General features: G+C 40.3%; 21 protein-coding genes. 18 read left to right on the top strand and 3 right to left on the bottom strand.

The genetic code is table 11. The features are described 5' to 3' along the window. The first annotated feature begins 60 nt into the window (after positions 1–60). Together B9A18_RS23870 and B9A18_RS23865 are read left to right on the top strand one after the other, a co-directional pair. The gene (locus tag B9A18_RS23870; RefSeq protein ID WP_084292272.1) at positions 61–1,797 is read left to right on the top strand and encodes a GMC family oxidoreductase; all 1,737 of its coding nucleotides are present in this window, start codon (positions 61–63) and stop codon (positions 1,795–1,797) included. Between the two features lie 16 nt (positions 1,798–1,813). Beyond that, positions 1,814–2,431 (top strand): gluconate 2-dehydrogenase subunit 3 family protein, encoded by a 618-nt coding sequence (locus tag B9A18_RS23865; RefSeq protein WP_084292270.1) that lies wholly within the window; start codon positions 1,814–1,816, stop codon positions 2,429–2,431. Between the two features lie 18 nt (positions 2,432–2,449). Here B9A18_RS23865 and B9A18_RS23860 read toward each other — a convergent pair whose 3' ends face one another. After that, the gene (locus B9A18_RS23860; RefSeq protein WP_084292268.1) at positions 2,450–3,085 is read right to left on the bottom strand and encodes a class I SAM-dependent methyltransferase; all 636 of its coding nucleotides are present in this window, start codon (positions 3,083–3,085) and stop codon (positions 2,450–2,452) included. Positions 3,086–3,199: 114 nt separating this feature from the next. After that, entirely contained in the window at positions 3,200–4,060 is an 861-nt protein-coding gene (locus B9A18_RS23855; RefSeq protein ID WP_084292266.1) for an AraC family transcriptional regulator, read from the bottom strand. Positions 4,061–4,168: 108 nt separating this feature from the next. Between B9A18_RS23855 and egtB the strand changes: the two genes are divergently transcribed. Further along, positions 4,169–5,320 carry an ergothioneine biosynthesis protein EgtB gene (egtB, locus tag B9A18_RS23850; protein WP_084292264.1) on the top strand — a complete coding sequence of 384 codons (1,152 nt, stop codon included), beginning with the start codon at positions 4,169–4,171 and terminating at the stop codon, positions 5,318–5,320. Between the two features lie 4 nt (positions 5,321–5,324). After that, positions 5,325–6,284: an L-histidine N(alpha)-methyltransferase gene (gene egtD, locus B9A18_RS23845; protein WP_084292262.1), complete on the top strand. Its 960-nt coding sequence runs from the start codon at positions 5,325–5,327 to the stop codon at positions 6,282–6,284. A 16-nt stretch (positions 6,285–6,300) separates the two neighbouring features. On the opposite strand, the gene B9A18_RS23840 is transcribed toward egtD, so the two are convergent. After that, complete coding sequence (locus B9A18_RS23840) at positions 6,301–7,380, bottom strand: aminotransferase class V-fold PLP-dependent enzyme (RefSeq protein ID WP_084292260.1); 1,080 nt, start codon at positions 7,378–7,380, stop codon at positions 6,301–6,303. A gap of 94 nt (positions 7,381–7,474) precedes the next feature. Here B9A18_RS23840 and B9A18_RS23835 point away from each other — a divergent pair, with 94 nt between their 5' ends. The 14 genes from B9A18_RS23835 to B9A18_RS23770 all read left to right on the top strand — a co-directional run bounded on the left by B9A18_RS23835 (position 7,475) and on the right by B9A18_RS23770 (position 24,460). Continuing rightward, positions 7,475–7,855, top strand: coding sequence for a VOC family protein (locus tag B9A18_RS23835; RefSeq protein WP_084292258.1), 381 nt, complete (start codon positions 7,475–7,477; stop codon positions 7,853–7,855). Positions 7,856–7,910: 55 nt separating this feature from the next. Then, positions 7,911–8,354, top strand: coding sequence for a hypothetical protein (locus tag B9A18_RS23830; protein ID WP_084292256.1), 444 nt, complete (start codon positions 7,911–7,913; stop codon positions 8,352–8,354). Between the two features lie 78 nt (positions 8,355–8,432). Beyond that, a complete protein-coding gene (locus B9A18_RS23825; protein ID WP_084292254.1) occupies positions 8,433–9,605 on the top strand; it encodes an oxygenase MpaB family protein in 1,173 nt (390 codons plus the stop codon). 92 nt (positions 9,606–9,697) lie between these two features. Then, a complete protein-coding gene (locus B9A18_RS23820; RefSeq protein ID WP_235005431.1) occupies positions 9,698–10,276 on the top strand; it encodes an RNA polymerase sigma factor in 579 nt (192 codons plus the stop codon). A gap of 74 nt (positions 10,277–10,350) precedes the next feature. Further along, positions 10,351–11,457 (top strand): FecR family protein, encoded by a 1,107-nt coding sequence (locus B9A18_RS23815; protein WP_084292250.1) that lies wholly within the window; start codon positions 10,351–10,353, stop codon positions 11,455–11,457. 157 nt (positions 11,458–11,614) lie between these two features. Continuing rightward, entirely contained in the window at positions 11,615–15,169 is a 3,555-nt protein-coding gene (locus B9A18_RS23810) for a TonB-dependent receptor (RefSeq protein WP_235005430.1), read from the top strand. A gap of 17 nt (positions 15,170–15,186) precedes the next feature. Then, positions 15,187–16,590: a RagB/SusD family nutrient uptake outer membrane protein gene (locus B9A18_RS23805; RefSeq protein WP_084292248.1), complete on the top strand. Its 1,404-nt coding sequence runs from the start codon at positions 15,187–15,189 to the stop codon at positions 16,588–16,590. Positions 16,591–16,601: 11 nt separating this feature from the next. Continuing rightward, positions 16,602–17,756: a TlpA disulfide reductase family protein gene (locus B9A18_RS23800; protein ID WP_084292246.1), complete on the top strand. Its 1,155-nt coding sequence runs from the start codon at positions 16,602–16,604 to the stop codon at positions 17,754–17,756. Positions 17,757–17,761: 5 nt separating this feature from the next. Then, the gene (locus B9A18_RS23795; protein ID WP_084292244.1) at positions 17,762–18,211 is read left to right on the top strand and encodes a protein-disulfide reductase DsbD domain-containing protein; all 450 of its coding nucleotides are present in this window, start codon (positions 17,762–17,764) and stop codon (positions 18,209–18,211) included. A gap of 11 nt (positions 18,212–18,222) precedes the next feature. Further along, the gene (locus B9A18_RS23790; protein ID WP_084292242.1) at positions 18,223–19,329 is read left to right on the top strand and encodes a TlpA disulfide reductase family protein; all 1,107 of its coding nucleotides are present in this window, start codon (positions 18,223–18,225) and stop codon (positions 19,327–19,329) included. A 109-nt stretch (positions 19,330–19,438) separates the two neighbouring features. Beyond that, entirely contained in the window at positions 19,439–20,980 is a 1,542-nt protein-coding gene (locus B9A18_RS23785) for a sulfatase family protein (protein WP_084292240.1), read from the top strand. Position 20,981: 1 nt separating this feature from the next. Then, entirely contained in the window at positions 20,982–22,394 is a 1,413-nt protein-coding gene (locus B9A18_RS23780) for an arylsulfatase (protein WP_084292238.1), read from the top strand. A 276-nt stretch (positions 22,395–22,670) separates the two neighbouring features. Then, on the top strand, positions 22,671–23,243 hold the full coding sequence (locus B9A18_RS23775) for an RNA polymerase sigma factor (RefSeq protein WP_084292236.1): 573 nt from the start codon (positions 22,671–22,673) through the stop codon (positions 23,241–23,243). 65 nt (positions 23,244–23,308) lie between these two features. Beyond that, entirely contained in the window at positions 23,309–24,460 is a 1,152-nt protein-coding gene (locus B9A18_RS23770; protein WP_084292234.1) for a FecR family protein, read from the top strand. Positions 24,461–24,535 lie beyond the last annotated feature (75 nt).

Below are 24,535 nucleotides of genomic sequence, written 5' to 3'. Positions count from 1 at the left end.
ATCTATACACCTGGTATAGCATACGATGTAATCAACCCAAATTAATGAACCAAATTATAAATGAACCAATTCGAAATCAAAAAATCGGGCATCGAATATGATGCCATTGTAGTAGGCTCTGGTGCCGGAGGAGGGATGGCCGGGTACGTACTTGCTAATGCAGGTCTGAAGGTTTTAATGCTCGAAGCGGGTGCTTATTTTGATCCCCGCATAGATTCTCAGCAATTAAAATGGCCCTGGGAATCGCCCAGAAGAGGTGCAGGTACTACGCGTCCATTTGGCGATTTCGATGGCTCTTATGGAGGCTGGGAACTAGAGGGAGAGCCTTATACCCAAAAGAATAATTCTGAATTTGCATGGTTTCGGTCTCGAATGCTAGGTGGCCGTACCAACCACTGGGGACGTATTTCTTTAAGAATGGGACCAGACGATTTTAAACCGAAAGACGGACTTACGGATGACTGGCCATTTACCTATCAGGAGTTAAAGCCATTTTATGATAAGGTTGACCGGATGATCGGTCTGTACGGTACTGTAGAAGGGATAGAAAGTGAACCTGATGGTATTTTCATGGCACCACCTAAGCCAAGACTTAACGAGCTTTTTATTAAAAAGGCCGCTCAAAAAGTTGGTGTTAAAGTAATACCGGGTAGAGGCTCTGTATTGACGGAGGCTTTACCTAATAATAAAGACCGTGCACCTTGTTTTTATTGCGGACAATGTGGCCGCTCGTGTAAGGTATACGCCGATTTTTCTTCTTCGTCATGCCTGGTTATACCTGCAGTTAATACAGGAAACCTGACTGTAATTACCAATGCAATGGTTAGGGAAGTTTTAACGGATAAAAGCGGGTTGGCTACTGGAGTATCTTATGTAAATACGAAGGATATGCAGGAGTATCAGGTTCGTGGTAAAATCGTGATCCTTGGTGCAAGTGCTTGCGAATCTGCGCGCTTGTTGCTTAATTCTAAGTCGACTGCTCATCCCGATGGTTTGGCCAATAGCAGCGGTATTGTGGGTAAGTACCTGCATGACTCTACCGGCGCTAGTATGGGGGGGTATTTACCACAACTGGTAGATCGGAAAAGATATAATGAAGATGGTGCAGGTAGTATACACATCTATTCACCCTGGTGGCTGGATAACAAGAAGCTTGATTTTCCACGTGGTTACCATATTGAATATGGTGGTGGATTCGATATGCCTGGTTATGGTTTTGGCTGGGGGATGGAAAAGAAAAATGGGGCTGTACCTGGCAAGGATGGAAAGATGAAACCTGCGGGTGGATATGGTGCTGGTTTGAAAGACGATTATCGTCGTTTTTTTGGAACCGGTGTTTGGATGGCAGGCAGAGGAACAGCCATTGCCAGGGAAAGCAATTACTGTGAAATAGACCCTAATGTGGTGGATAAATATGGTATTCCGGTACTTCGGTTCAATTATAAATGGGCGCCAGAGGAAGTGAAGCAGGCCAGACACATGCAGGAAACGTTTAAAGAGATTATGCATGCCATGGGGGCTGTTGCAGATGAACCTCCTGGTGCAGAAACCAATTACGGTTTGGAGGCTCCCGGCAAAATTATTCATGAGGTAGGTACAGTAAGAATGGGCGATGACCCCAAAAAATCTGCCTTAAACAAATGGTGCCAGGCACACGATTGTAAAAATCTTTTTGTAGTTGATGCAGGTCCTTTTGTTCAGCAGGGGGATAAAAATGCAACATGGACTATTTTAGCCCTGTCTATGCGTACTGCTGAATATATTTTGCAACAAAAAGAAAAATTAAACATTAGCTGATCAAATTAATATTATAATGAACAGACGTGATTCGTTAAAAGCCATAGGCTTAACAGCAATTAGTGCAGGACTGGTTCTTGAAGCCTGCAAACCGGGAGAAAAGGAAACAGCAAAAGTTGTGGAGGAAGCCCAGCCAGGGAGGCAGGATTTTGAAATAGAGCGGGAGAAAGAGTTAAATAGCTATAAGTTTTTTAGTGACCATGAAATGGCTACAATAACAGTACTGGCGGATATTATTATCCCCAAGGATGGTAAATCTGGCAGCGCATCGGAAGCTAAGGTCCCTGATTTCATCGAGTTTATTGTTAAAGATATGCCTGCCCATCAAACGCCTATGCGCGGTGGCCTGAAATGGTTGGACCTGCAGTGTTTAAACAGGTTTCAAAAAACCTTTAAAGATGCTTCCGCAAGTCAGCAGATCGAGATGGTAGATGACATTGCTTACCCCGAGAAGGTTAAACCCGGATTGGAACAGGGAGTCGCATTTTTTAATCTGATGCGTAACCTTACCGCTTCTGGATTTTATACCACAGAAATCGGTGTGAATGACATTGGTTATATGGGCAATGTGCCAAACCGCTGGGAAGGTGTACCTGCGGATGTTTTGAAACAGTATGGAATGGAAGATGTGTAGCTGACCCTGGATCTTGGATTAGGGTTTTCTAGCCGCTAACCGCACTACAGAACCCTTTCCTATGTGATATTTTCCTTCATCTAAATCGATTATGGCTTCCTCGAGAACCAGAAACTCATAGCCTTTAAAGTCTCTGGCCAGTTCTTGCAGGGAGAACAGTAGATTAACATCCTTTGGCCCGCCAACTTTTGGGTTCTGCGACACCATGGCGATGTGATTTTTACTGAAAGCCTCGAATATGATGTAACCTCCTGGCTTGAGATACTCCTGCAATTTTTGATGGATGATCGATTTTTTGTCTGCCGCAAAATGTGCGTAGATTAATCCAATGGCATCAAATGATTCTGGTTCATACTCCAGCACTTCGAGGTCTCCAACTTTATAATCCAGTTCAACCTGCTGCGCTGCTGCAAGTTCCAGTGCCTTTGTTTTTCCTGCGTTACTTAAGTCAAAAGAACTGACTTTCCAGCCTGACTTTGCGGCAAATACCCCATTTCTCCCTTCACCATCTGCTGGCATTAGTATCGATCCCGGCTTCAGGTTTTGTAATTGCGTAGCAAAAAACTCATTTGGCGCTTTTCCATAAGCATATTCTATTTCCTCATATCGGTCTTCCCACATTTGTTTATAGGTATCATTCCATGTATTCGTCATCTGTTTTTTTTTTAAATGTTTTTGAATTTAATTTTGTAGCCCATTTTTCTATTAACTCAAAGGTAGTTCCATAATCAGATTAAGAGGTAGGACAGAAACGTGGATGTATAGGACTTAACTGAAGTTATGCCTGAAGGCTTCTGGGGTAAATCCTGTGTGCTTTTTAAAGAATCTGATAAAATAGGAAACATCTTCATATCCCAGCAGATAGGCAGTCTGATTGACTTGGTTGGTGGTTGCAAGTAAACATCTTTTAGCTTCCAGTACGATTTGTTCATTAATCAGTGCTGAACTGGTCTTTCCAAGCATGGTTTTGGTGATTGCATTCAGCTGGTAAGTAGATATATTTAGCAATTTGGCGTATTGTGAAACTTGTTTATGGGTAAAAATATGCGTCTCCAGCAATTCCAGAAACTTTTCAAGCCGTTCCTGAGCATAGAGGTTATTATTACCGGAAGCATCGCTGGTGTTTTGCCTGATCAATTCAACGAATAAAATGCTCATATTGGCTAGTATTACCGTTTCGTAATTTGGCTTTTTAGTCGCATGTTCCCGGTATATATAGTCTAAAAGACTAGTAAACTTCAGATTCTCTTCAGCATCCAGTTGATAGTGATTTGTACTGCTCGCTTTTCCTAATAGTTGTTTTGCTACCTTATCCTGTAGATTATAAAAGTCACTACTGAAATTAATCAGATATCCCATACTGTCCGATTTTAATACAAGGGCATGTACCTGACCTGGGCGGATAAAAAATACCGAGTAATCTGCGATTGCATAGGGTACAAAGTCGATGTCATGATGCCCTGATCCTTTTTTTAAAGCGAGGAGATAAAAAAAATCATGCCGGTGCAGTTCCTGCACCATATTCTGGCCATGGAGTAAAACCTCTATTTTTCTGATGCTGAAGCTTTGAGGAAAAGCGGACGCTTTCGATGTCCTGGTAATGTGCCTGATCGGTACGTTTTGTGGCATGGTTAAGGGATTCTCTCATGTTTCATATAGATTAATGAACAGTTAAAAACAATCGAAATTACTAAATGTTAATATTAATTATACTAACAAATACTTAGATAAACGTTGATGGTATTTTCGGAACAATACATGCAAATCAGGAAGAACTCTGAGTGGATCTGCGAACCTTTGCAAACTGAAGATTATGTGGTGCAGCCAATTGTAGATGTTAGCCCACCAAAATGGCACCTTGGGCATACCACATGGTTCTTCGAAACCTTTATTTTAAAACCCTTTCATGAGGGATACCGGGTTTACAATCCTGAATACAATTATGTTTTTAATAGCTATTACGAGACTATTGGCAATCGTGTGATTCGTACGGATAGAGGGAATCTCAGTCGCCCCAGCGTTAGTGATGTTTACGCTTATCGGGCATATGTAGATTTGGCGATGTGCGAGTTTTTAAAAGAACCGCTTACTGAAGAGGTAAAAGATTTACTCTTGTTGGGATTTAACCATGAACAGCAACATCAGGAATTATTGCTAACCGACATCAAGTATATTTTGGGAAATAATCCCCTGTTTCCAGCATATCTAACAGATGAAACGAAAACTGTTGAATTTGAATCAGATACGTCTGAGATGATTTCCTTTAAAGAAGGGATTTACGAGATTGGTTATTCCGGAACAGGGTTTTGCTTTGATAACGAACTGGGGAGGCATAAGGTCTACTTACAAGACTTTTCGATCAGTCCGGCGCTGATTAGTAATGGAGCATATTTAGCATTTATTTATGATGGTGGTTATAAGAATTTTGTTCATTGGCATGCTGAAGGTTGGGACTGGGTGAAGAATAACCAAATCACAGGCCCAATGTACTGGTATTTAATAGATGGCGTATGGCATACCTATACCCTTGGAGGTCTTAAAGTTCTTGATATGAAAGCACCTGTAACGCATATTAGTTATTATGAAGCTGCTGCATTTGCCAGTTGGAGTAAAATGCGGCTGCCGACTGAATTTGAATGGGAAGCTGCAGCAAGGGAATTCAAATGGGGGAAAAGGTGGGAGTGGACAGAGAGTGCATACCTGCCTTATCCTGGCTTCTGTAAAGCACCAGGTGCAATAGGAGAATATAATGGTAAATTTATGGTGAACCAAAAAGTACTTCGGGGAGCATCCGAAGCAACGCCCTTAGGTCATAGCAGGATAACCTATAGGAATTTCTTTCATCCACATTTAAGATGGCAATTTACTGGAATACGACTAGCCAAATAACATTATGCAGACCAATTTAACCGCTGTTGAATCACAGTTCCTTAACGAAACTGTTGCCGGACTTCAGGCAAGTCCTAAGTTTATGCTGGCCAAGTATTTCTATGACGAACGTGGAGATTATTTATTTCAGCAGATCATGGAAATGGATGAGTATTATCTGACCAATGCGGAAATGGATATATTTTCAAATCAGGCGAGTCATATTGCTAACCTTATTATCAAGGGAGATACTCCTTTTGATTTGATAGAACTGGGGGCAGGGGATGCTACAAAATCTATTCATTTGCTAAGGGAGCTGGCTAAACAAAATCTGGAGTTTAGTTACTTTCCAGTGGATATTTCGGCACATGTAATCAGCGAACTGGAGGAAAATCTACCCAAGGAATTGCCTGATCTGAATATAAAAGGACTAAATGGAGATTATCTGGACATGCTAAAGAAGGCTGCTGCACTTTCTAACCGGAGAAAGGTGGTCTTGTTTATGGGGGCAAATATTGGAAACATGAATCTGGATGAGGCACATGAGTTTTTGTTATCCTTACGAAAGTTACTGTCTAAAGGAGATATGTTGATCATTGGTTTTGACCTGAAGAAGAATCCAAAGCAAATATTGGCAGCCTATAATGATAGCAAAGGGATCACAAGTGCATTTAATTTGAACTTGCTTGAACGCATTAACAGGGAATTGGGAGGTGATTTTGAGCTTAAAAATTTTGAACATTATGCCAATTATGATCCAGAATCTGGGGCCTGTAAAAGTTACCTGATCAGTTTAAAAGACCAAATCGTTCATATCGGAGCTGCAGCAACAATTAGTTTTGCCAGGGATGAGCATATTTATATGGAAATTTCCCAAAAGTATGCGCTGGAGGATATTGAAAGGCTTGCATTAAGGTCAGGGTTTCAATGTCGGCATAATTTTTTTGACGCCAATAGGTACTTTGTTGATACGCTGTGGACTTGATGGAGGCAGAGGTCAATTAACTCTTCCCATCAAGTACAGCTAAAAGGTGATTTAAATCGGCATTGGTATTGTAAAAGTGAAATGAAAACCTACTGCCGGCTCCCCGGTTAGAAAATATAATCTTAGCAGCAAGCAGTTTTTCGCACACAGCCGATGTGAGCGGAAGACTCATTATGGTTGATTGTGCGTTTCTTTCCGGCATTTCAGTACTCAATAGCCCTCTCGAATGAAATTCGGCTCTCGCTTGTGTACATATGGATTGAGTCATTTTTTCAATATTATCAAGTCCCAGTGATTGAAGTTGCTCTACGCCTTGATTTAAACTTCCAAAGTTTAAGCTATCCAAATGGCCTGGCTCGAAGCATAGGGATAGGTGGTCTCTGTTTTCCAGGAAATTCTCTGTTGGTAAAGAAGTTTGCTTTCTTTCCTGAAATAGCTGGTCTTTCAACTGATCAGATAGCAATACAAAGCCATTCCCAAAGCCTCCCAGCATCCACTTGTAGCCACTTGATAGGATTGCATCTAAGCCCGACGTTTCAAAATTAAATGAGGCTGTACCGCAAAATTGTGTGCCGTCGGCAATAAGAAGCAGGTTTGGATAAGTCTGTTTGATTGTTTTGATGAAATCAGGGGATAGTCTGATCCCGCTGATGTATTGAACGATGCTAAAGGCAAAGACACTGGGCTTAAAACGTTTAATCGCTGCTAAAATATCATCCTCTAAGTTTTTACTTATTGGTACGGTGGTATGATCAAATTTCCTGCCGCGGACCGGGTAGTTTACCGATGGGTAGTCCTCGTCCAATAGCAAAAACCGATGACTTTTATCCAATCCATCCAGCAGGGTGTTGAAGCCAAAAGAGAAATTAGGAACCAGAAAAATCTGTTCTGCATCAGCGCCAAAAAGCATCGAAAGGTTTTGCTTTAATTCTGGAAAAATCGAAGCGTGTTGCAAACGAAAATTGCTCCCCGCCATCAGAAAATCAGCATCATGCTTACTTCTCCATTCTTGTATAGGTTTAGATAGAATTCCGGAATTGGCCGTATTTAAATAGGTGCATGTGTTGAGGATTGGATACAGGTTGGTATTGATCATCTTCTAATTTAAAGATTTTTAGGGTTGTGCTGCAAATAAACTTTATCCTTTGTCGATTGTAGTAATTAAGATGAATCTTTAAAACTTAAAAGTCATGCTACAAAACTCAAAAGCATTTAGCTCATTTTCAGTTGATGATATTGAAAAAGCAAGAGAATTTTATCAGTTAACACTAGGAATGGAAGTTAAAGATAGTGACATGGGAATCCTTGAACTGCGGATAGCCGGATCTACTCCTGTTATGATTTATCCTAAGGTCGATCATCAGGCTGCAACCTTCACAGTGCTGAATTTTCCTGTTGATAGTGTAGAAAATGCAGTCGGTGCATTGGGTGTGAAAGGTGTTCAGTTTGAACACTATACTGATAAAGATTTTAAAACTGATGAAAAGGGAATTTTTCGGGGCGAAGGACTTGTTATTGCCTGGTTTAAAGATCCTGCTGGCAATATTCTTTCTATACTGGAGACAAAATAGCATTCCAGTAACCTCAATCTATATCTATTTGTGCGCTACCATCGTTATTTAACAGATGAATTTGATCAAAAGAACTTTATTCGGATGTTTTCTACTGGCTTTGATAGCTTGTAATAATTTTAAAGCTACAGACGCAGGGGTAAAATATAAAATTATAAGTAAGTCCAGTGGAGCAGTGGTTTCGGTAGGGGAAGTATTGAAAATGCATATGCGACAAATGTATGGTGATTCTGTACTCAGAGATACTCGCAAATTTATTCCGGAATACCAGGTATTGGATTCTTCAGTAATGTCTAAAGATGCATTTGAGATCTTCAGACAGGTAAAAGCGGGCGATAGTATTGTTTTTCTGGTTCAACCGGACAGTACGCTAAAAAAGAAATTTAGTAAACTGAAAGGGAATGAATTGATGACAATGGTAAAGATTATTGCCATTTTGGCGAATCAGGATTCGGCCAAAAATGATCAGGAATCTGAACGTAAGCGTTTGATGCCCTAAATCACGTGGTAACTTTTTTTTGGAACAATTCATGTGAGAGGTTAGCTGTTAATTAAACCAATAAGCTAAAGAAGGTTCATGGATTCAAATATTAAAAGATTCTGGGAAGATGGCAGCGGAAGTCAGCTGGTCCAATGGTCAGGTGCAAAGCTGGAACTAACCGATTTTAAGGGAGTTGATCCACGTACTAACGAGTATGATATTTTAGGAGATCAGGCAGTCAAGGAAATCTTTAATGGTAGAAATTTTGAGGAAGCATATGCGCTGATTACCAAGTTAGCGGCTTCTAAAATTTCTGAAGGTGACGACTTACCTGACAGTGTAAAGAAGATGTTCTTAACCATGCAACAAAAACCTTCCTGGCTGGATGATGATCTGCTCAAGGCTGGGTGTAATTTATGTATGCGCAGCGGAACAAATGCACTGATTTCTTTACGTGATTATAGTCTGATGAGTGGTTATGATTACGCTTATTTGAATAAAGCCCTCATTTTTACGGGAGCGCTAAAGAAAGGTCCTGCTAAAAGGATAACTGATACCCTTGATTTCTGGGTACAGGTTACCCGTCACAAAGCCTTGGAAATTAATGCAATTGGTTATCAATATACTGCTCGTACGAGGGTAATACATTCTTTTTCACGACTGATGATTCAGGAACGACATGCAAATTGGGACAAGGAAAACTGGGGAGAGCCTATAAATTACTGGGATATGGTAGCCACGAATATTGGCTTTAGCTTGTTTTACCTGCATGGTCTGCATCAGCTAGGTCTACGGATTTCAGAAAAAGAGGAGTTGGGTGTTTTTCATCTTTGGAAGTATGTTGGTTATTTGTTGGGAATACCTGAAGACTATTTGCCAATTGATAAAAAGCAGGCTACTGAAATGTTCTATTTATGGACAGCTGGACAGGTTTCAGCAGATCAGGACTCTGTGCAGCTGGCACAGGCGCTTGAAAATGAAGCAATAGCTTCTAATATCTTCAAGAAAGCCTATCAAAAGAAATTCGTGAAGTACCTGCATATCTGTTATGTTAGGTTTTTACTTGATGAGCAAACCTGTAATCGACTTGGCATTTCTAAAATTACCATGTACTATGTTTTTCCCTGGTTCAGGAAACTACGCAATGTGTTTTGGCAAAAAATTACGGATATGAATGCTAAGAACTACCAGCGGGCAGTTTATCTCGGTGATGTTTTTCAGCGTAAAATCTCAATGGAATATTTAAAGGCAGACGGCACTAAGCGCTAGTGGTGTTCACACGATTCTTTGCCTTGTCAAAAACAGGTTTGCGATCTTCCTGAGCTATTAGCCAAGATTTTTCCATATCTTTACTTAGTAGGATGATCACAATGTCTGTTTATAGTTCATATTCCGATCAGGATCTTGTTGCCTTGTTAAAGAGGGGCGAGCGGTTGGCGCTTACCGAAATATACAATCGGTATCAGGGCGTATTATATAGCCATGCTTACAGACGCTTACCGGATAGAGAAGAGGTTGGCGATATTATTCAGGAATTGTTTGTATACCTATGGACTAATCGCCAGCAACTTTATTTTACGACCAGCTTGTCTTCTTATTTATATGCCTCTGTGCGTAACCGTATACTAAATCAGTATCGGAATAGAAAAGTAAGAGATAATTTTGCCGCATCACTACAGGAGTTTATAGATCAGGGCGAAAATATTATTGAAGATCAGCTGCGGGAGAAGGAATTGAGCTTGCTTATTGAACAGGAAATAGCTGCACTACCGGATCAAATGCGACTTGTTTTTGAAATGAGCCGTAAGCTTGAAATGAGTCATAATGAGATTGCTGCTGCCCTCAATTTATCACCCCATACTGTACGTAATCAGGTGCATAATGCTTTGAAAATTTTGCGCGTAAAGCTCGGTGCAAACATATTCTTCATATTATTTTAAATTTATTTTAATATCGTCTAGTCTATCATGCATCTAGCCGTGTCTTATTGTTATAGCGGGAAATTCCGCTTAGCATGAACATGGAATTCGAAAGAGCAGAAAAATTAATAGAAAAATACAATAGCGGAAAAGCGAAGCCGGAAGAAAGGGCATTGCTGGAAAGCTGGTATTTGAAATATAAAACCGGGGAAACCTTAAGTCCTGAAGATTTACAACAGGAACATGATCTGGGCCTGCATAAACTTAACGGCTATTTAGATGGCGCTCAAAAAATCAAACTATGGCCACGTATAGCCAGTGTTGCTGCTATATTGCTGGTGCTTAGTGCAGGACTATATTTTTACAATACCCGCTACATTAGTATAAAAGATAAAATTTCTTTGGCGCAGGATATCCCTCCCGGCAAAAATACAGCAATACTCACACTGGCAAATGGTAAAACGATAAACCTCAGTGATGCAAAGAGAGGCGTAGTGGTAAAAGAAGGCAAGCTGGTTTATAATGATGGTACGGGGGTTGAAAGCCCTGGGAACGATAAACAAGCTTCGTCTTTAGAGATGACAGCGCATACCCCGAGAGGCGGTATGTACAATGTTACTTTACCTGATGGAACCATTGTGATGCTGAATGCAGAGAGTAGTCTTAAATTTCCTTCTGTTTTTGTCGGTAAGAATAGAGTTGTAGAATTGCAGGGGGAGGCTTACTTCGAAGTTACTAAGGATAAGGTACATCCGTTTGTCGTGAAGTCGGAAGGACAGACTATTGAAGTTCTCGGTACCCACTTCAATGTGAACAGTTACCAGACTAACCGTTTTGTAAAAACGACCTTATTGGAAGGCAGTGTAAAGGTTAAAGGGAGTAATAATGAAGTTGTGCTGATTCCGGGGCAACAAGCTAAACTGGGTGCAGGACAGCTCAATGTACAGCAGGTGGATCCGGAAGATGCGGTTTCCTGGAAAAATGGTTATTTCCGTTTTAATGATGAAAGAATCCAGAGTGTGATGCAACAAATTGCCCGCTGGTATAATATTGAGGTTGTCTATAAAGACAATCCTACAGAAGAAGGGTTTACCGGTACGATTTCAAGATCGTCAAATATCAGTGATGTATTGAGTATGCTGGAAAGAACCAAAACCGTTCATTTTGATATCGAAGGAAGGAGGGTGATGGTAATGAATTAAACTGTTACTATTCAAACCCTTAAAAAAGGTTACCCCGGCCTCGGAACCAGGATAACCCAATAAGCGGTTTACATTAATAATCTAAACTATCAACTAAACGAAAGGCCCCAACATCTTCGAAAATGAAGGCCCAACGTTTTTAAACCATGCTAAACAAATGTACGATTTTTATACAAAAAGGTTGATGCAGCTTTCGTGCTGTGCTACCAAAATCCAGTTGATGATGAACCGGGCACTTAGCCGGGTTAGTAGAACCGGAAAAAGAGAATGGATTATGCGAGTTAACCTGACCACTTTGCTCTTAATCACAGTTATCCTGCAGGTAAGTGCAGGTAGCTACGCGCAAAAAATCACTTTGAGTGAAAAAAATGCGCCCATTAAACATGTGCTGGATAAAATTCGAACGCAAAGCGGGTATGATTTCCTATTCACCACAACTAATTTAAAAAATGCAAAACCCGTTACGATACAGGTGAAGAATGCAGATTTAAAAGAAGTGCTTCAACAGGTTTTTGAAGACCAGCCCTTTGACTACTCAGTAGCAAAAAACTCTGTGGTGGTCTCAAAAAAAGAGCCTTCCTTTCTGGATAAGCTCAGAAATGTTATTTCTGCTGTTGATGTTCGCGGTCGTGTACTTGATGAAAATGGCAGACCCATGCCAGGAGTGAGTGTTAAAGTAAAGGATGACTCCAGGAGATCTATTGTATCGGGTGAGCAAGGGAATTTTAATATCTCTGTGCCGGATAATGCAATATTGATCTTTTCTTATGTAGGGTATGTTACACAAGAACTTCCTGCCCGTCAGTCGATGATAGTAACCATGCAACTCAGCCAGAATAAGTTGGAAGAAACTGTAGTTGTGGGCTACGGTACGACAAAAAGAAAGGATCTTACAGGATCAGTTTCTTCTATCAAAACTACAGAAATAAAGGATGTGCCTTTTATGAGTGTAGATGATGCTCTTGTTGGTAAAGCCTCAGGGGTACAGGTGATTAAAGCTGATGGTTCTCCAGGTGGTGCGGTAAGAATTCGCATCAGGGGCGGGGCATCTCTTTTAGGAACCAATGATCCGCTGTATGTAATTGATGGTATACCAACCGTAGTGAGTAATAACTTTATGAACGCTCAGTCGGATATCGTTAACCCGATTGAAGCTGCCAATTACGGTGAAGATTTTAACAATAGCGTTTCGGGTGCTTTTGCCCGGGGGCTAAACAATCTTGCCGGATTGAATATTGCCGATATTGAGTCTATAGATATCCTGAAAGATGCTTCTGCAACAGCTATTTATGGTTCTAAGGCCGCAAACGGTGTGGTGATCATTACCACAAAAAAAGGGAAACAAAATAGCAAGCCGCAATTGAGTGCCAATTATTATACCGGCATCAATACGCCAATTAAAGAACAAGTGCTGAATGCAGATCAATATAAATCAACTTTAAAAGAAGCTGCAACCAACTATATCAATGAGCGCAAAAGGCTGAACTTATCCCTTACTACTGGTGCGGCAGTGCAGGCGTTGAGTATCATGAACAATCCTGCTTTTTTTGGAAATGCAAATACAGATTGGCTGGATCTGATTCTGAGGAACGGTCATACTAACAATGCTGACGTTTCTGTTAGCGGAGGTGGGGCTGGTTCACGCTATTATGCTTCGTTAAACTACACGCAACAGGGTGGAACAGTTACTGGATCTGACTTTAACAGGCTATCAGGAAAAATGAACCTGGATAATGAGATTACCAGCCGTTTTAAAGTGATTGCTAACCTGAATTATGGCTTCACAAAAACCAATATCACCAGTGGAGCCTACGCACAGGCCTTAAATGCTCCACCAACTTTTGGTGTATATAATGAAGATGGTTCCTATGCTAATCTTGGGGCGCTAAGTGCCGATTATCGTGGATATCAGAATCCTGTAGCCGTGGCCACAACAACCAACCGCGCTAAGGATTATACCTTGATGGGCTCATTGTCTGCTGAGTATGATATACTGAAAGACCTGAAGTTTAAAAGTACTTTTTCTGCTAATTACAGCAATTATAACCAGTTGAACTATACACCAAGTTATGTAGAAGTGGGTGGCTTTTATGGAAGAGAAAGTTCAGGCGGTGGATTGGGTTCACAATCTACCTCAAATACCTTGAGCACATTTATTGAAAATACACTGACCTGGAATAAAACATTTAACGACGACCACCGGCTGAATGTACTGGCAGGAACATCATGGGAAAAGAACCGCATGGATTTCTTTTCAGCCACAGGAAAAGGCTATCCGGATGATGATTTTCTGAACAACCTAACTTCAGCAGCTACGGCAGTGAGTGTTAGAGGAGGTAATCCATCCGGACAAAGCTCATTGTTGTCGTTTTATGTTCGTGCCAACTATGTATTCAGAGATAAATATTTACTAACCTTTACCGGTAGATCTGATGCCTCTTCTAAGTTCTCACCAGGAAATCAGGTGGGTTATTTCCCTTCTGGTGCCGTTGCATGGCGCGTTTCTGAGGAGAATTTTCTTAAAGACGTGAAATGGATCAATGAAATTAAACTTCGTGCCAGTGCCGGTCGTACCGGAACCCAAAGTATAGACGACCATTTGTGGCGTACACTTTACACGCCTGATTCTTATGCAGGTTTGAATGCTTTGGTACCTAGCCAGCTTGGTAATGCGAATATCAAATGGGAATCTACTACACAACAGGATCTTGGATTGGACTTTAATTTATTCGATGGCAGGTTTGGTGGTACCTTTGGTTATTACAACAAGATAACCGATGGAGCACTACTTAACATTACCCCTGCACCGAGTTCTTCATTTTCAAGTGTAATCTACAACATTGCAAAGATCCGTAATCGCGGGTTAGAGCTGGAACTTCATGGTGATTTTGTTCGCAATAAACGTTTCAGCTGGAACGGTGCACTGAATATTTCACAGAACGTTTCCAAAGTGTTAAATATAGATGGTGGCCCTTTTTCAAATCCTAACGATCGTAATGCGCTTAATCTGGGGACCAGTATCGTTAAAGAGGGAGAGCCTCTTGGATTATTGTATGGCAGAGTTTCAGCAGGTATACTCCGCACACAGGAACAGGTTGATGCCTATAAAGCAGCGTTTCCATATTATATCTATTTCCAGCCTCTGGTTAATATCGGGGACCTGTCTTATGTTATGGCAGAAGATGGATTTTGGAAAGAGGATATCATCGGAAAAGCGGCACCTAAATTTTTCGGTGGCTATACCAACGTTTTCAGCTTGGGACGCTTTAATCTGACTTCCTTATTTACCTTTTCTTATGGTGGTAAGCTGATGTATCAGAAAGACGTGGGTGATTTTAATATGAGTAGTCTTGCCAATAGAGGAATAAGAGTATTGGATCATTACAGTGCGAGTAATCCAAATTCAAATCGCCCGAGACTGCTTTTGAATGAGACGATGATGCTATCTAATGAGAATGTGTATGATGCTTCTTATTTGAAACTCAAGTCGCTTACACTGGGCTATAACCTGCCTTCAGCGTTGTTGCAGAAATTGAGAATCAGCAACATGAGCGTTTTCGCTACAGGTACCAACCTGTTTACTGTAACGTCTTACCCTGGTCCTGATCCGGAAGTAAGTGATGATCCGGGAAGCGTTATCGGTGGTGGCCGCGATGCCAGTACCTTTCCAACCGTTAGGTCTTATACTTTCGGAATTCGTTTAGGTTTTTAATGATTAACAATTGAGAGATGAAGAATTTAATTATAGCCGTGACCTTTACAGCTGCAGTATCTGTACTGGTGTCATGTAAAAAAGAACTGAATGCCTTGCCCGCACAGGCCAAGGTGGAAGGAAATGCCATTGTTGATCAAAAAAGCGCCCAGGTTGCGCTGAATGGTGTTTACCTGCGCTTTGCAGAGGGAGGTGATGATCGTGGTACGCCAAGTATTTTATGGGCCAGATCTCATGAGGCTCCACCAAGTGTGCTGGCAGGTAACCACAGGCAGTCTAACGGAGTTACTCCATTTGAGGAAAACAGCCAGATTACTGCATCTGATTATTCTGCAGGCAATATATGGTCAAACGCTTATAGCCTTGTTAATGCTGCAAATGGCGTGATTGACCAGATCAATGTGCTGCCTGAGTCTAAATTTTCGGGGAGCAGGAGAGCAGAGATCCTTGCCGAAGCTCGTCTTTTAAGGGCTTACGGACACTATAATCTATTGCGTTATTTTGCGCAGTTTTACGATCTTAACAGCAGTTTAGGGGTAATGTTGAGACTTGAGTTTGTGAGCACCAATAACATTGCGAAAAAACGAAACACGGTTAAGGAAAGTTATGATGCTATTTTGAGCGATCTGGACGATGCTATCGCTCATGCTCCCATTAGCAGCGTAAATTACTACGGTAACCAATGGGTGGCAAAGGCATTTAAAGCCAGGGTACTGATGCTCCGTGGTAGTGCCGGCGATTATGCGCAAGTAGTTAGTCTTACACAGGATATTATCCAGCATTCACCTTATGTTTTAGAAGGTAACCTGCGGGATATTTTTAGTACAAAAGGTTTGGGCAGTAAAGAAGTGATGCTTGGATTAGTGCCTAAACCAGGACAAGTAAGTAAATCTGATACCTATTTTTTCAGAAACTCTGCACAGTTCCTGGCTACTGCATATTTTAAATCGCTAATGACCGGAGATCCCAGAGGTAGTTGGGTGATCGGTACTGTAGGTACCAGTTTAGATGGCATCGCCAAATATATGGGTCCGAAAGTAGAAGAATCATACGCCTTAAGACTTACAGAAGTTTATCTGCTGCAAGCAGAAGGAATCATTAGATCGGGTGGTAGCCTGAGTGATGCCAGAGCTTTGCTGAAAAACATTATGGCACATGCCGGTGTAACTAATTTTACTGCAGTTGATAATGCCACAACTCCCGATCAGCTGTTGCTTGAAGTACATAAGGAAACAGTTAGAAATCTTTCTTTTGAAGATGGTCAGGATTGGACCTCGCTGCTTAGATTACCACTGGCTACCGTATTGCAGATCAAACCCGCAATTACAGACAAGAACCATTTTATCCTGCCTATACCGGCCGTGGAATTTGAAAAGAACCCAACTATAGGGGAACAGAATCCGGGATATAATAAAAACTAAGAGACCACCATATGAAAAAACTATTATTTTACACCCTGGCAGCCTTTATAGGTCTGCCGGGGTTTGCTCAGGACAACAAGGCCTTGGAATTCAATATTCAGGGAAAGATTAACGGAAAAATGACAGGTTATGTTTACTTGTTTTATCCTTTAGGTGAAAACTACAAAACCGATAGTGCAGCCATTAAAAATGGCGTATTTGTATTCAAAGGTAAATTAACGGAACCTGTCATGGCTAGTCTGGCCGCCTCCCGGAACAGCAGGAATAGTGACGATCCCAATATGACCAGCTTCTTCATAGAACCGGGGAAAATGGATATGGTTGTAAGCTATGGGGCTTTTAAACAATTGACATTGAAAGGATCTCCCAGCAATGATGAGCTTGAGCGATTGAACAAGCAAAAGGCTCCGATACGTAAAGAGATGGAACCTGTACTTGAAGCTTACCGAAAAGAGAAAGATCACGAAAAAGCAGCGGCTATTCGCGAGCAGTTTGAACCTTTTAACGAAAGGATGGACAAAATAGATGAGGCCTTTATCAGTACACATCCTGATTCTTATATTTCTGCCTATCTCATGCGTTTTAAAATGAGCTCAGTTGCGCTCGATAAGGCAAAGGCTATTTACAATGGTTGGACAGACAGGATCAAGCAAAGTGGATCAGGTAAAGACGTATATAAGGAAATTCTTGAACTGGAAAGTGGTTCACCGGGAAGTGTGGCTAGGGTATTCGCCAAAGCTGATATCAATGGAGAGCAACTTAGTCTGGCCGATTTTAAGGGTAAAAAGTATGTGTTAATTGATTTTTGGGCAAGCTGGTGTGTGCCCTGTAGAAAAGGTAATCCACATTTATTGTCGCTATATAGTAAGTATAAGGATAAGGGCTTGGAAATTATAGGAATATCTGATGACGATACGAATCATGCAGCCTGGAAAAAAGCAGTGGATCAGGATAAGATAAGCGTGTGGAAGCATGTTTTAAGAGGTTTGAAGAGAACTGCTACGGGCTATGATAAATCGGAAGATATCACTGAAGGTTATGGTATCCATAGTTTGCCTACCAAAATTCTTATTGATAAAAATGGAATAATTGTTGGCCGTTATGGCGGTGGTGGAGAAGATGATGCGGCGATGGATAAAAAAATGGCTGAAATCTTTAACAACTAAACGATATGAAAAAACTGATAATTGCCTTGGCACTGGTTGCTTCCGCACAGGTACTTCAGGCTCAAATTCTTCGTCCTGTGAAATGGAGTTATGCAGCGAAAAAAACAAGTTCAACGGAAGCTACTGTATTCTTTAAAGCGACGATTGATAAAGGCTGGCACATTTATTCTCAAAATGTGGGAGATGGGGGACCGACAAAAACGGTATTTACTTTTTCGCCATCACAGCAATATGCGCTTGTAGGGAAAACCAAAGAAACTAACCCGATTGTGAAATTTGAAAAAATGTTCAACATGCAGGTAGGATATTTTGAGAATCAGGCAGTGTTTCAACAAAAGATCAAATTGAAGTCAAAGAACCAGACGGCTGTTAAAGGATCTATACAGTTTGGTGCCTGTGATGACAATGAATGTATCCCACCTGAAGATGTTAATTTTAATGTAACTGTTAAATAGAAAGATACTTTATGAAGTTAAAATATATAGGGCTCGCTGCTATACTGCTGATCGCCCAAACTGTAATCGGCATTGCGCAAACCAAATCAAGCATTGGATATACGCTCACAGGTACCGTAAAAGGTATTGCCAATGGAGAGGTGGTGTTGAACGAGTATAATGCTAAAACCAGGATGAGTACCAAAGTGAATACGGGTAAGTTGAGGAATGGTAAGTTTGTAATGAAAGGGAAGCTTAGCGGCCCAAAAATGATGAGTCTCTCTTTCAAACCGGGCAACTGGGGAACACAGATTTTTATGGAAAACGCTGCTATTTCTGTTAAAGTGGATACAGCAGGTGCTCAACATTACGATTACACAAAGTATGGAAGTGATAAAGGGGCTATGCTGAAAAATGTTAAAGTTACTGGCTCAACAAGTCATGCGGATTTTATTGGCTATGAAATCAAAACAAAAGGTGGTAAGGGCAAAGAAGAGATTTTTAATGCACAATTGAATTATATACGTCCGTTTATTGCTAAAAATCCGTCATCAGTTGCGGGTATTTATATGTTGAGCAATCATTATATGTTTAATTCGGGAATACCTTTAACGGACCTGGAGAAGCTGATGGTAACATTTAGCGGTGCCGCTAAAGAATCCGTTTACTTCAGTAATATTATGCAAGATATTGACGAAAGAAGAGCTGTATTACCTGGTAATTATGCTGAAGACTTTACTTTATTGCAAGGGGACAGTACGAAATTTACGCTTTCATCTACAAGAGGAAAATATGTAATGATAGACTTTTGGGCAAGTTGGTGTAAGCCCTGCAGAGAAGCTATCCCGCATTGGAAAGAGGTATACGCTAAGTATAAGGACAAAGGGTTTGAAATTGTTAGCGTAACAAACGATAGCAGGTGGAATGATTGGATTAAGGCTATGGACGTAGAGCAAATGCCATGGATCCAGACCATTGATGAGTTCCCTGTAAAAAATATGCCTGCAAGGGTAGTTAGTAAATACAAGCATGGTACTATACCGCTATATGTGTTACTTGATAAAGAAGGTAAAATATTGGTAAAATCGGGGAATGAGGAAGATATTGACCATAAACTGGCTGAAATATTTAAGAATTAAAATTTAGTAAATGTCCCTTCTAAGCAGGTAATTGTTGTAATGACATTACCTGCTTTTTATTTGTAAACAATTTATAGATTTGGGAAGGAGAGAAGTCAAAATAAATAGAATGATAAAGCAAAAGGTAAATCACGGGCTTTTAATAGCTGCATTATTAGGTATAGTATTAAATGTTTCTGCCCAAACCGGGGTAAAACAAGGGAAGACTCAAAGACCAAATGTAATTTACATTTGTGCAGATGACTTAGGTTATGGTGATTTAAGTTGTTATGGTGCAACGAAAATTCAGACTCCAAATCTTGATAAGCTTGCTTCATCTGGTGTTCGTTTTACGGATGCACATGCTACATCGGCTACCTGTACACCCTCACGTTATGCTTTTATGACCGGAGAATATCCCTGGCGCAAAAGCGGCACGGGAATCCTTCCCGGAGATGCAGCTTTGATTATTCCAACTGATAAAACTACACTGCCTAATCTATTTAAACAAGCAGGTTATAAAACAGGAATTGTTGGTAAATGGCATCTTGGTTTAGGTAAAACAATAGCTAAGGACTGGAATAACGAAATAAAGCCAGGACCGGTTGAAGTGGGTTTTGAGTATTCTTTTATCTTTCCTGCAACTGCCGACAGGGTGCCAACAGTGTTTTTGGATGGGTATAATGTAGTTGCACTTGATCCTAAGGATCCTATTGAGGTAAATTATTTAGCTAAAGTAGGTGATGATCCTACAGGGAAAGATCATCCGGAATTGTTAAAAATGAAATCTTCTCCCGGACAAGGGCATAATCAGACTATTGTGAATGGAATTGGCAGAATTGGCTATATGTCGGGAGGACACATGGCTCGCTGGGTTGATGAAGAGGTGTCTACAACTTTTTTGGCTAAAGCACAGTCTTTTATTGAAAGCAATCAAAAGCAACCCTTCTTTCTGTATTTCGCCTTAACAGAACCACATGTTCCACGAATGCCTGCAACGATGTTTAGAGGTAAAAGCGGATTGGGCTTACGTGGAGACGCTATTTTACAGCTCGACTGGACTATTGGGGAGCTGATGAAGCAACTTAAAGCGTTGAATATAGATAAGAATACCATGATCGTATTTACGAGTGATAACGGACCTGTATTGGATGACGGTTATGAGGATGGTGCAGTAACTATGATTAATGGTCATTTGCCTGCAGGACCGCTTCGTGGGGGTAAATACAGTGCACTGGAGGGCGGAACCAGGGTGCCCTTCATTTTAAACTGGCCTGCACAGGTTAAACCAAATGTTTCTTCTGCTTTGGTAAGTCAGATGGATTTGTTGGCCTCTTTTTCAAAACTGATTAATCAGCCAATTCCTTCAGGAGAAGCAGGGGATAGTGAGAATTTACTTAATGCATTTCTTGGTCGTTCGCAAAAAGGCAGATCTGTTTTTGTTGAGCAGGGCGGTCCGCTTTCGATTATAAAAGATGGTTGGAAATATATCTCGCCAGCTAATGGCGCCGCTTATAATAAGCTGGTAGGGATAGAGACAGGAAATTCAACAGACCTGCAATTGTATAACCTGAACGAGGATATGGGCGAGAAACATAACCTTGCAAGCAAATATCCTGAAAAGACAAAAGAACTGGCCGAGTTACTTAAAGCAGTACAAACAAATAAATAGCATGAATATAACAAAGCACTTTTTTACCATTTTTTTGGTAACTAGTAGCCTTTATGTTACGGCACAAGAGAAACCTAATGTGATTTTTATTCTTGCGGATGATATGGGCTATGGAGATTTGGGCTGTTATGGGCAGGCTTTAATAGAAACACCAAATATCGATAAGCTAGCATCTGGAGGCATACGTTTTACGCAGTTTTACGGAGGGACTTCTGTATGTGCGCCGTCACGGGCATCGTTAATGACAGGTTTGCATACCGGACACACCCCCATAAGAGGGAATTATGAGGTTAAAGCTGAAGGGCAGTTGCCTTTGCCGGCTGCTACTTATACGATGCCGGAGATGTTTAAAGCTGCGGGCTATAAAACCGGTGCATTTGGTAAATGGGGAATGGGATTTCCGGGCTCTGAAGGTGATCCGGTAAATCAAGGTGTTGATCAGTTTTATGGATATAATTGTCAGCGCCAATCGCATAATTTCTTTCCTGATCATTTATGGGATAATCTAAAACGTGTGGAATTGAATAATACCTTAACCAGGCAGGTTGAATATGCTCCGGAATTGATTCAGAAAAAGGCAATTAGTTTTATGGAACGTAATCGTTCAGCTCCATTTTTCATGTATATGGCCTATACCTTGCCTCATGCAGGTTTGCAATTGCCTGATGGAGATAAGACTTTTGAATATTATAAAAGGAAGTTTGGCGAACAGCCTAAAAACGTAAAAAGTGAATGGGATGGCTCTGGTTATCAACCTCAGGCATATCCGCATGCTGCATATGCAGCGATGGTTACCAAATTAGATAATTATGTTGGTGAATTGGTTTCGAAATTAAAAGAACTGGGCCTTGAAAAAAATACATTGATCATTTTTACAAGTGATAACGGTCCACATAGAGAAGGAGGAAATGATCCTGAGTTTTTTAACAGCAGTGGAGGTTTTAAGGGGATTAAAAGACAGTTGACAGAAGGTGGTATAAGGGAGCCTGTAATTGCTAATTGGCAAGGTAAAATAAAAGGAGGTCAGACCTCTGATTATATAGGTGCATTTTGGGACTTCTTGCCAACTTTTGCTGAACTAGCGGGACAATCATTGCCTTTCCGTTCAGATGGAGTTTCTGTATTGCCTGTGTTGTTGAATAAAGGAAAACAAAAACAGCACGACTTTTTGTATTGGGAGTTTCATGAAGATGGCGGTCGACAAGCAGTACGGATGGGTAATTGGAAGGGAATAAAAGAGAAGGTGATGAAAAATCCGGCAAATCCGATTGCTTTATATGACCTGAGTAAAGACCCGAAAGAAAGTACTGATCTGGCGGGCAAATATCCGGAAATTGTGAAGAAGATTCAGGGTATCATGATCAGGGCACATGTTGAAGAAAAGAACTTCCCGTTTATTACAGGAAAACTGTAGCATAAAAAAGGGGAGCTCGTGTTCCATTTTTACTTTATTTTGATTTATTAATTAATAATAAATAGATTAGAGTAACAATGACGGGATATAAATAGAATTTTTCTGAATTAAATGATAGACATACATGTAGGGGGAGTAATCGCGGGTAGGTGATGTTACATTGTTTGTAGTAGTTTTTATTTAGTTTATGATAAGTTAATAATCATTATTTTAATTTGCGAAACAATAAGACACTATAGGCATTCATTAAGTTAATCTAGCCCATGCGGATCATTTATGGACAAAGAATTGGACATTAATTTTTTTCAATTAGTTAAATCCGACAAAAAACGGGCATTTCAACTCGTTTTTGAAGCCTATTGGCATGCCTTATTTAAGCAAGCATATAAAAAGGTTCATTGTAATGATATCGCTAAGGATTTGGTTCAGGATGCTTTTTTATCACTTTGGGATAAGATTGATACCCTTGATTCTGAAGGATGTGTTCTGGCATATCTATATGCTATTCTTAGAAATAAAGTACTTAAACTTTATGAAAGGGATGAAGTTAGGATCAAGTATGCTATAAGTGTAAGCACAAAAGATGTCCCAATTGATTCATATGCACAGGATATCCTTATAGAAAAAGAACTAAAAGCTATTATAGACAAAGAAGTGGCTAAAATGCCACCTCGGATGCGTGAAATTTATCTCCTGAAAAAGGATGATGAATTATCGATTAAACAAATTGCCGGTAACCTGTCTTTATCTGAACAGACCATCAAGAACCAGCTACAAATGGCTTATGGCCGCCTAAGAATGATAGCAAAGGATTATGGTTCATCCTGGGTACGTATTCTTTTTTTTTAAAAAAAATAAACTATGCCATAGTACTTTCTTCTCCGGTATCGGATATATAGATAAAAGCACTCATTTTGGATATTGAAGAATTAAAATATTTATTAAAAAAATACAATGACCAAACTGCTACGCCTGAAGAAATCAGGATAGTTGAGGATTGGTATGAAAGCGTAAATGGAGAAGTCCCTAATTTTTCTTTAGATGAGTTAGCAAACTTTAAGGCAAATATTTATGCTAACGTTGAGGCTAACATGATGAATACAGCCAAAGACGGCGACAAGAAAAATACTTTTAAAATATATCGTCATTATTTTGCAAAAGCTGCAATTCTAATAGGAGCGCTGCTGGGGATTGTGTATTTGTTTTTTGTAAATCCAAATAGGAGTGCTAAGTCCTCTTTAACTGCAAATCATGAAATAAAGCCCGGTGGGAACAATGCTATTTTAAAGCTTGCTAATGGTACTAGTGTTGTTCTCAACGATGATATTACTGGTCAGATTTCTAATCAGCAAGGTGTTGAGGTAACTAAAACTAAAAGTGGAGAACTGGTTTACAGTATAATTGATCAACCTGGGGCTAATGTTGCATTGATGAATACAGTTACCACTCCTCGTGGCGGTCAGTATCATTTGATTTTGGCAGATAAAACTGAGGTATGGCTGAATTCTGGTTCATCTATCACTTTTCCTGCTGTTTTTTGCGGGAAAGATCGTAAGGTAGCAGTTACAGGAGAGGCGTATTTTGAAGTAGCAAAAAATAAATTAAAACCTTTTATAGTAAGTACCAAAGGATCTGAAGTAACAGTTTTAGGCACTCATTTCAATATCAATGCATATGATGATGAGGACGCAGAACTTACCACTTTACTGGAAGGATCTGTGAGTGTAAAAAGGAATAATCAATGTCTTTTGTTGAAGCCTGGACAACAGGCTAGCATTACCAGGAATTCAAATCTGATCAATATGAAGGAAATAGAAGATCCGAATGTACTTGTAGCCTGGAAAGATGGGTATTTTCAATTTGATAATGCAGATGTAGCTGCCGTGATGCGACAAATATCCAGGTGGTACAATACTGAAATTCAGTATAACGGTTCAGTCCCTGTAAAGCAGTATATAGGGAGAATTCCCAGAACAGTTAGTGCTAAAGAATTAGTTGAAATGCTCTCTTATAGTGGTATCCATTGTACAATAGAAAAGAATAAAATAATAGTAAATCCTAAGTAACAACCAAACCATTTCATAATTAAACCAGCATTTTATGAAGAAATAAGACGAAATAAATTCCAGCAATAATCTTCA

This window comes from Pedobacter nyackensis (assembly GCF_900176505.1).
GTDB lineage: Bacteria > Bacteroidota > Bacteroidia > Sphingobacteriales > Sphingobacteriaceae > Pedobacter > Pedobacter nyackensis.
Note: the sequence above shows the minus strand (reverse complement) of the source record. Positions and strands in the feature narration are given on the sequence as shown.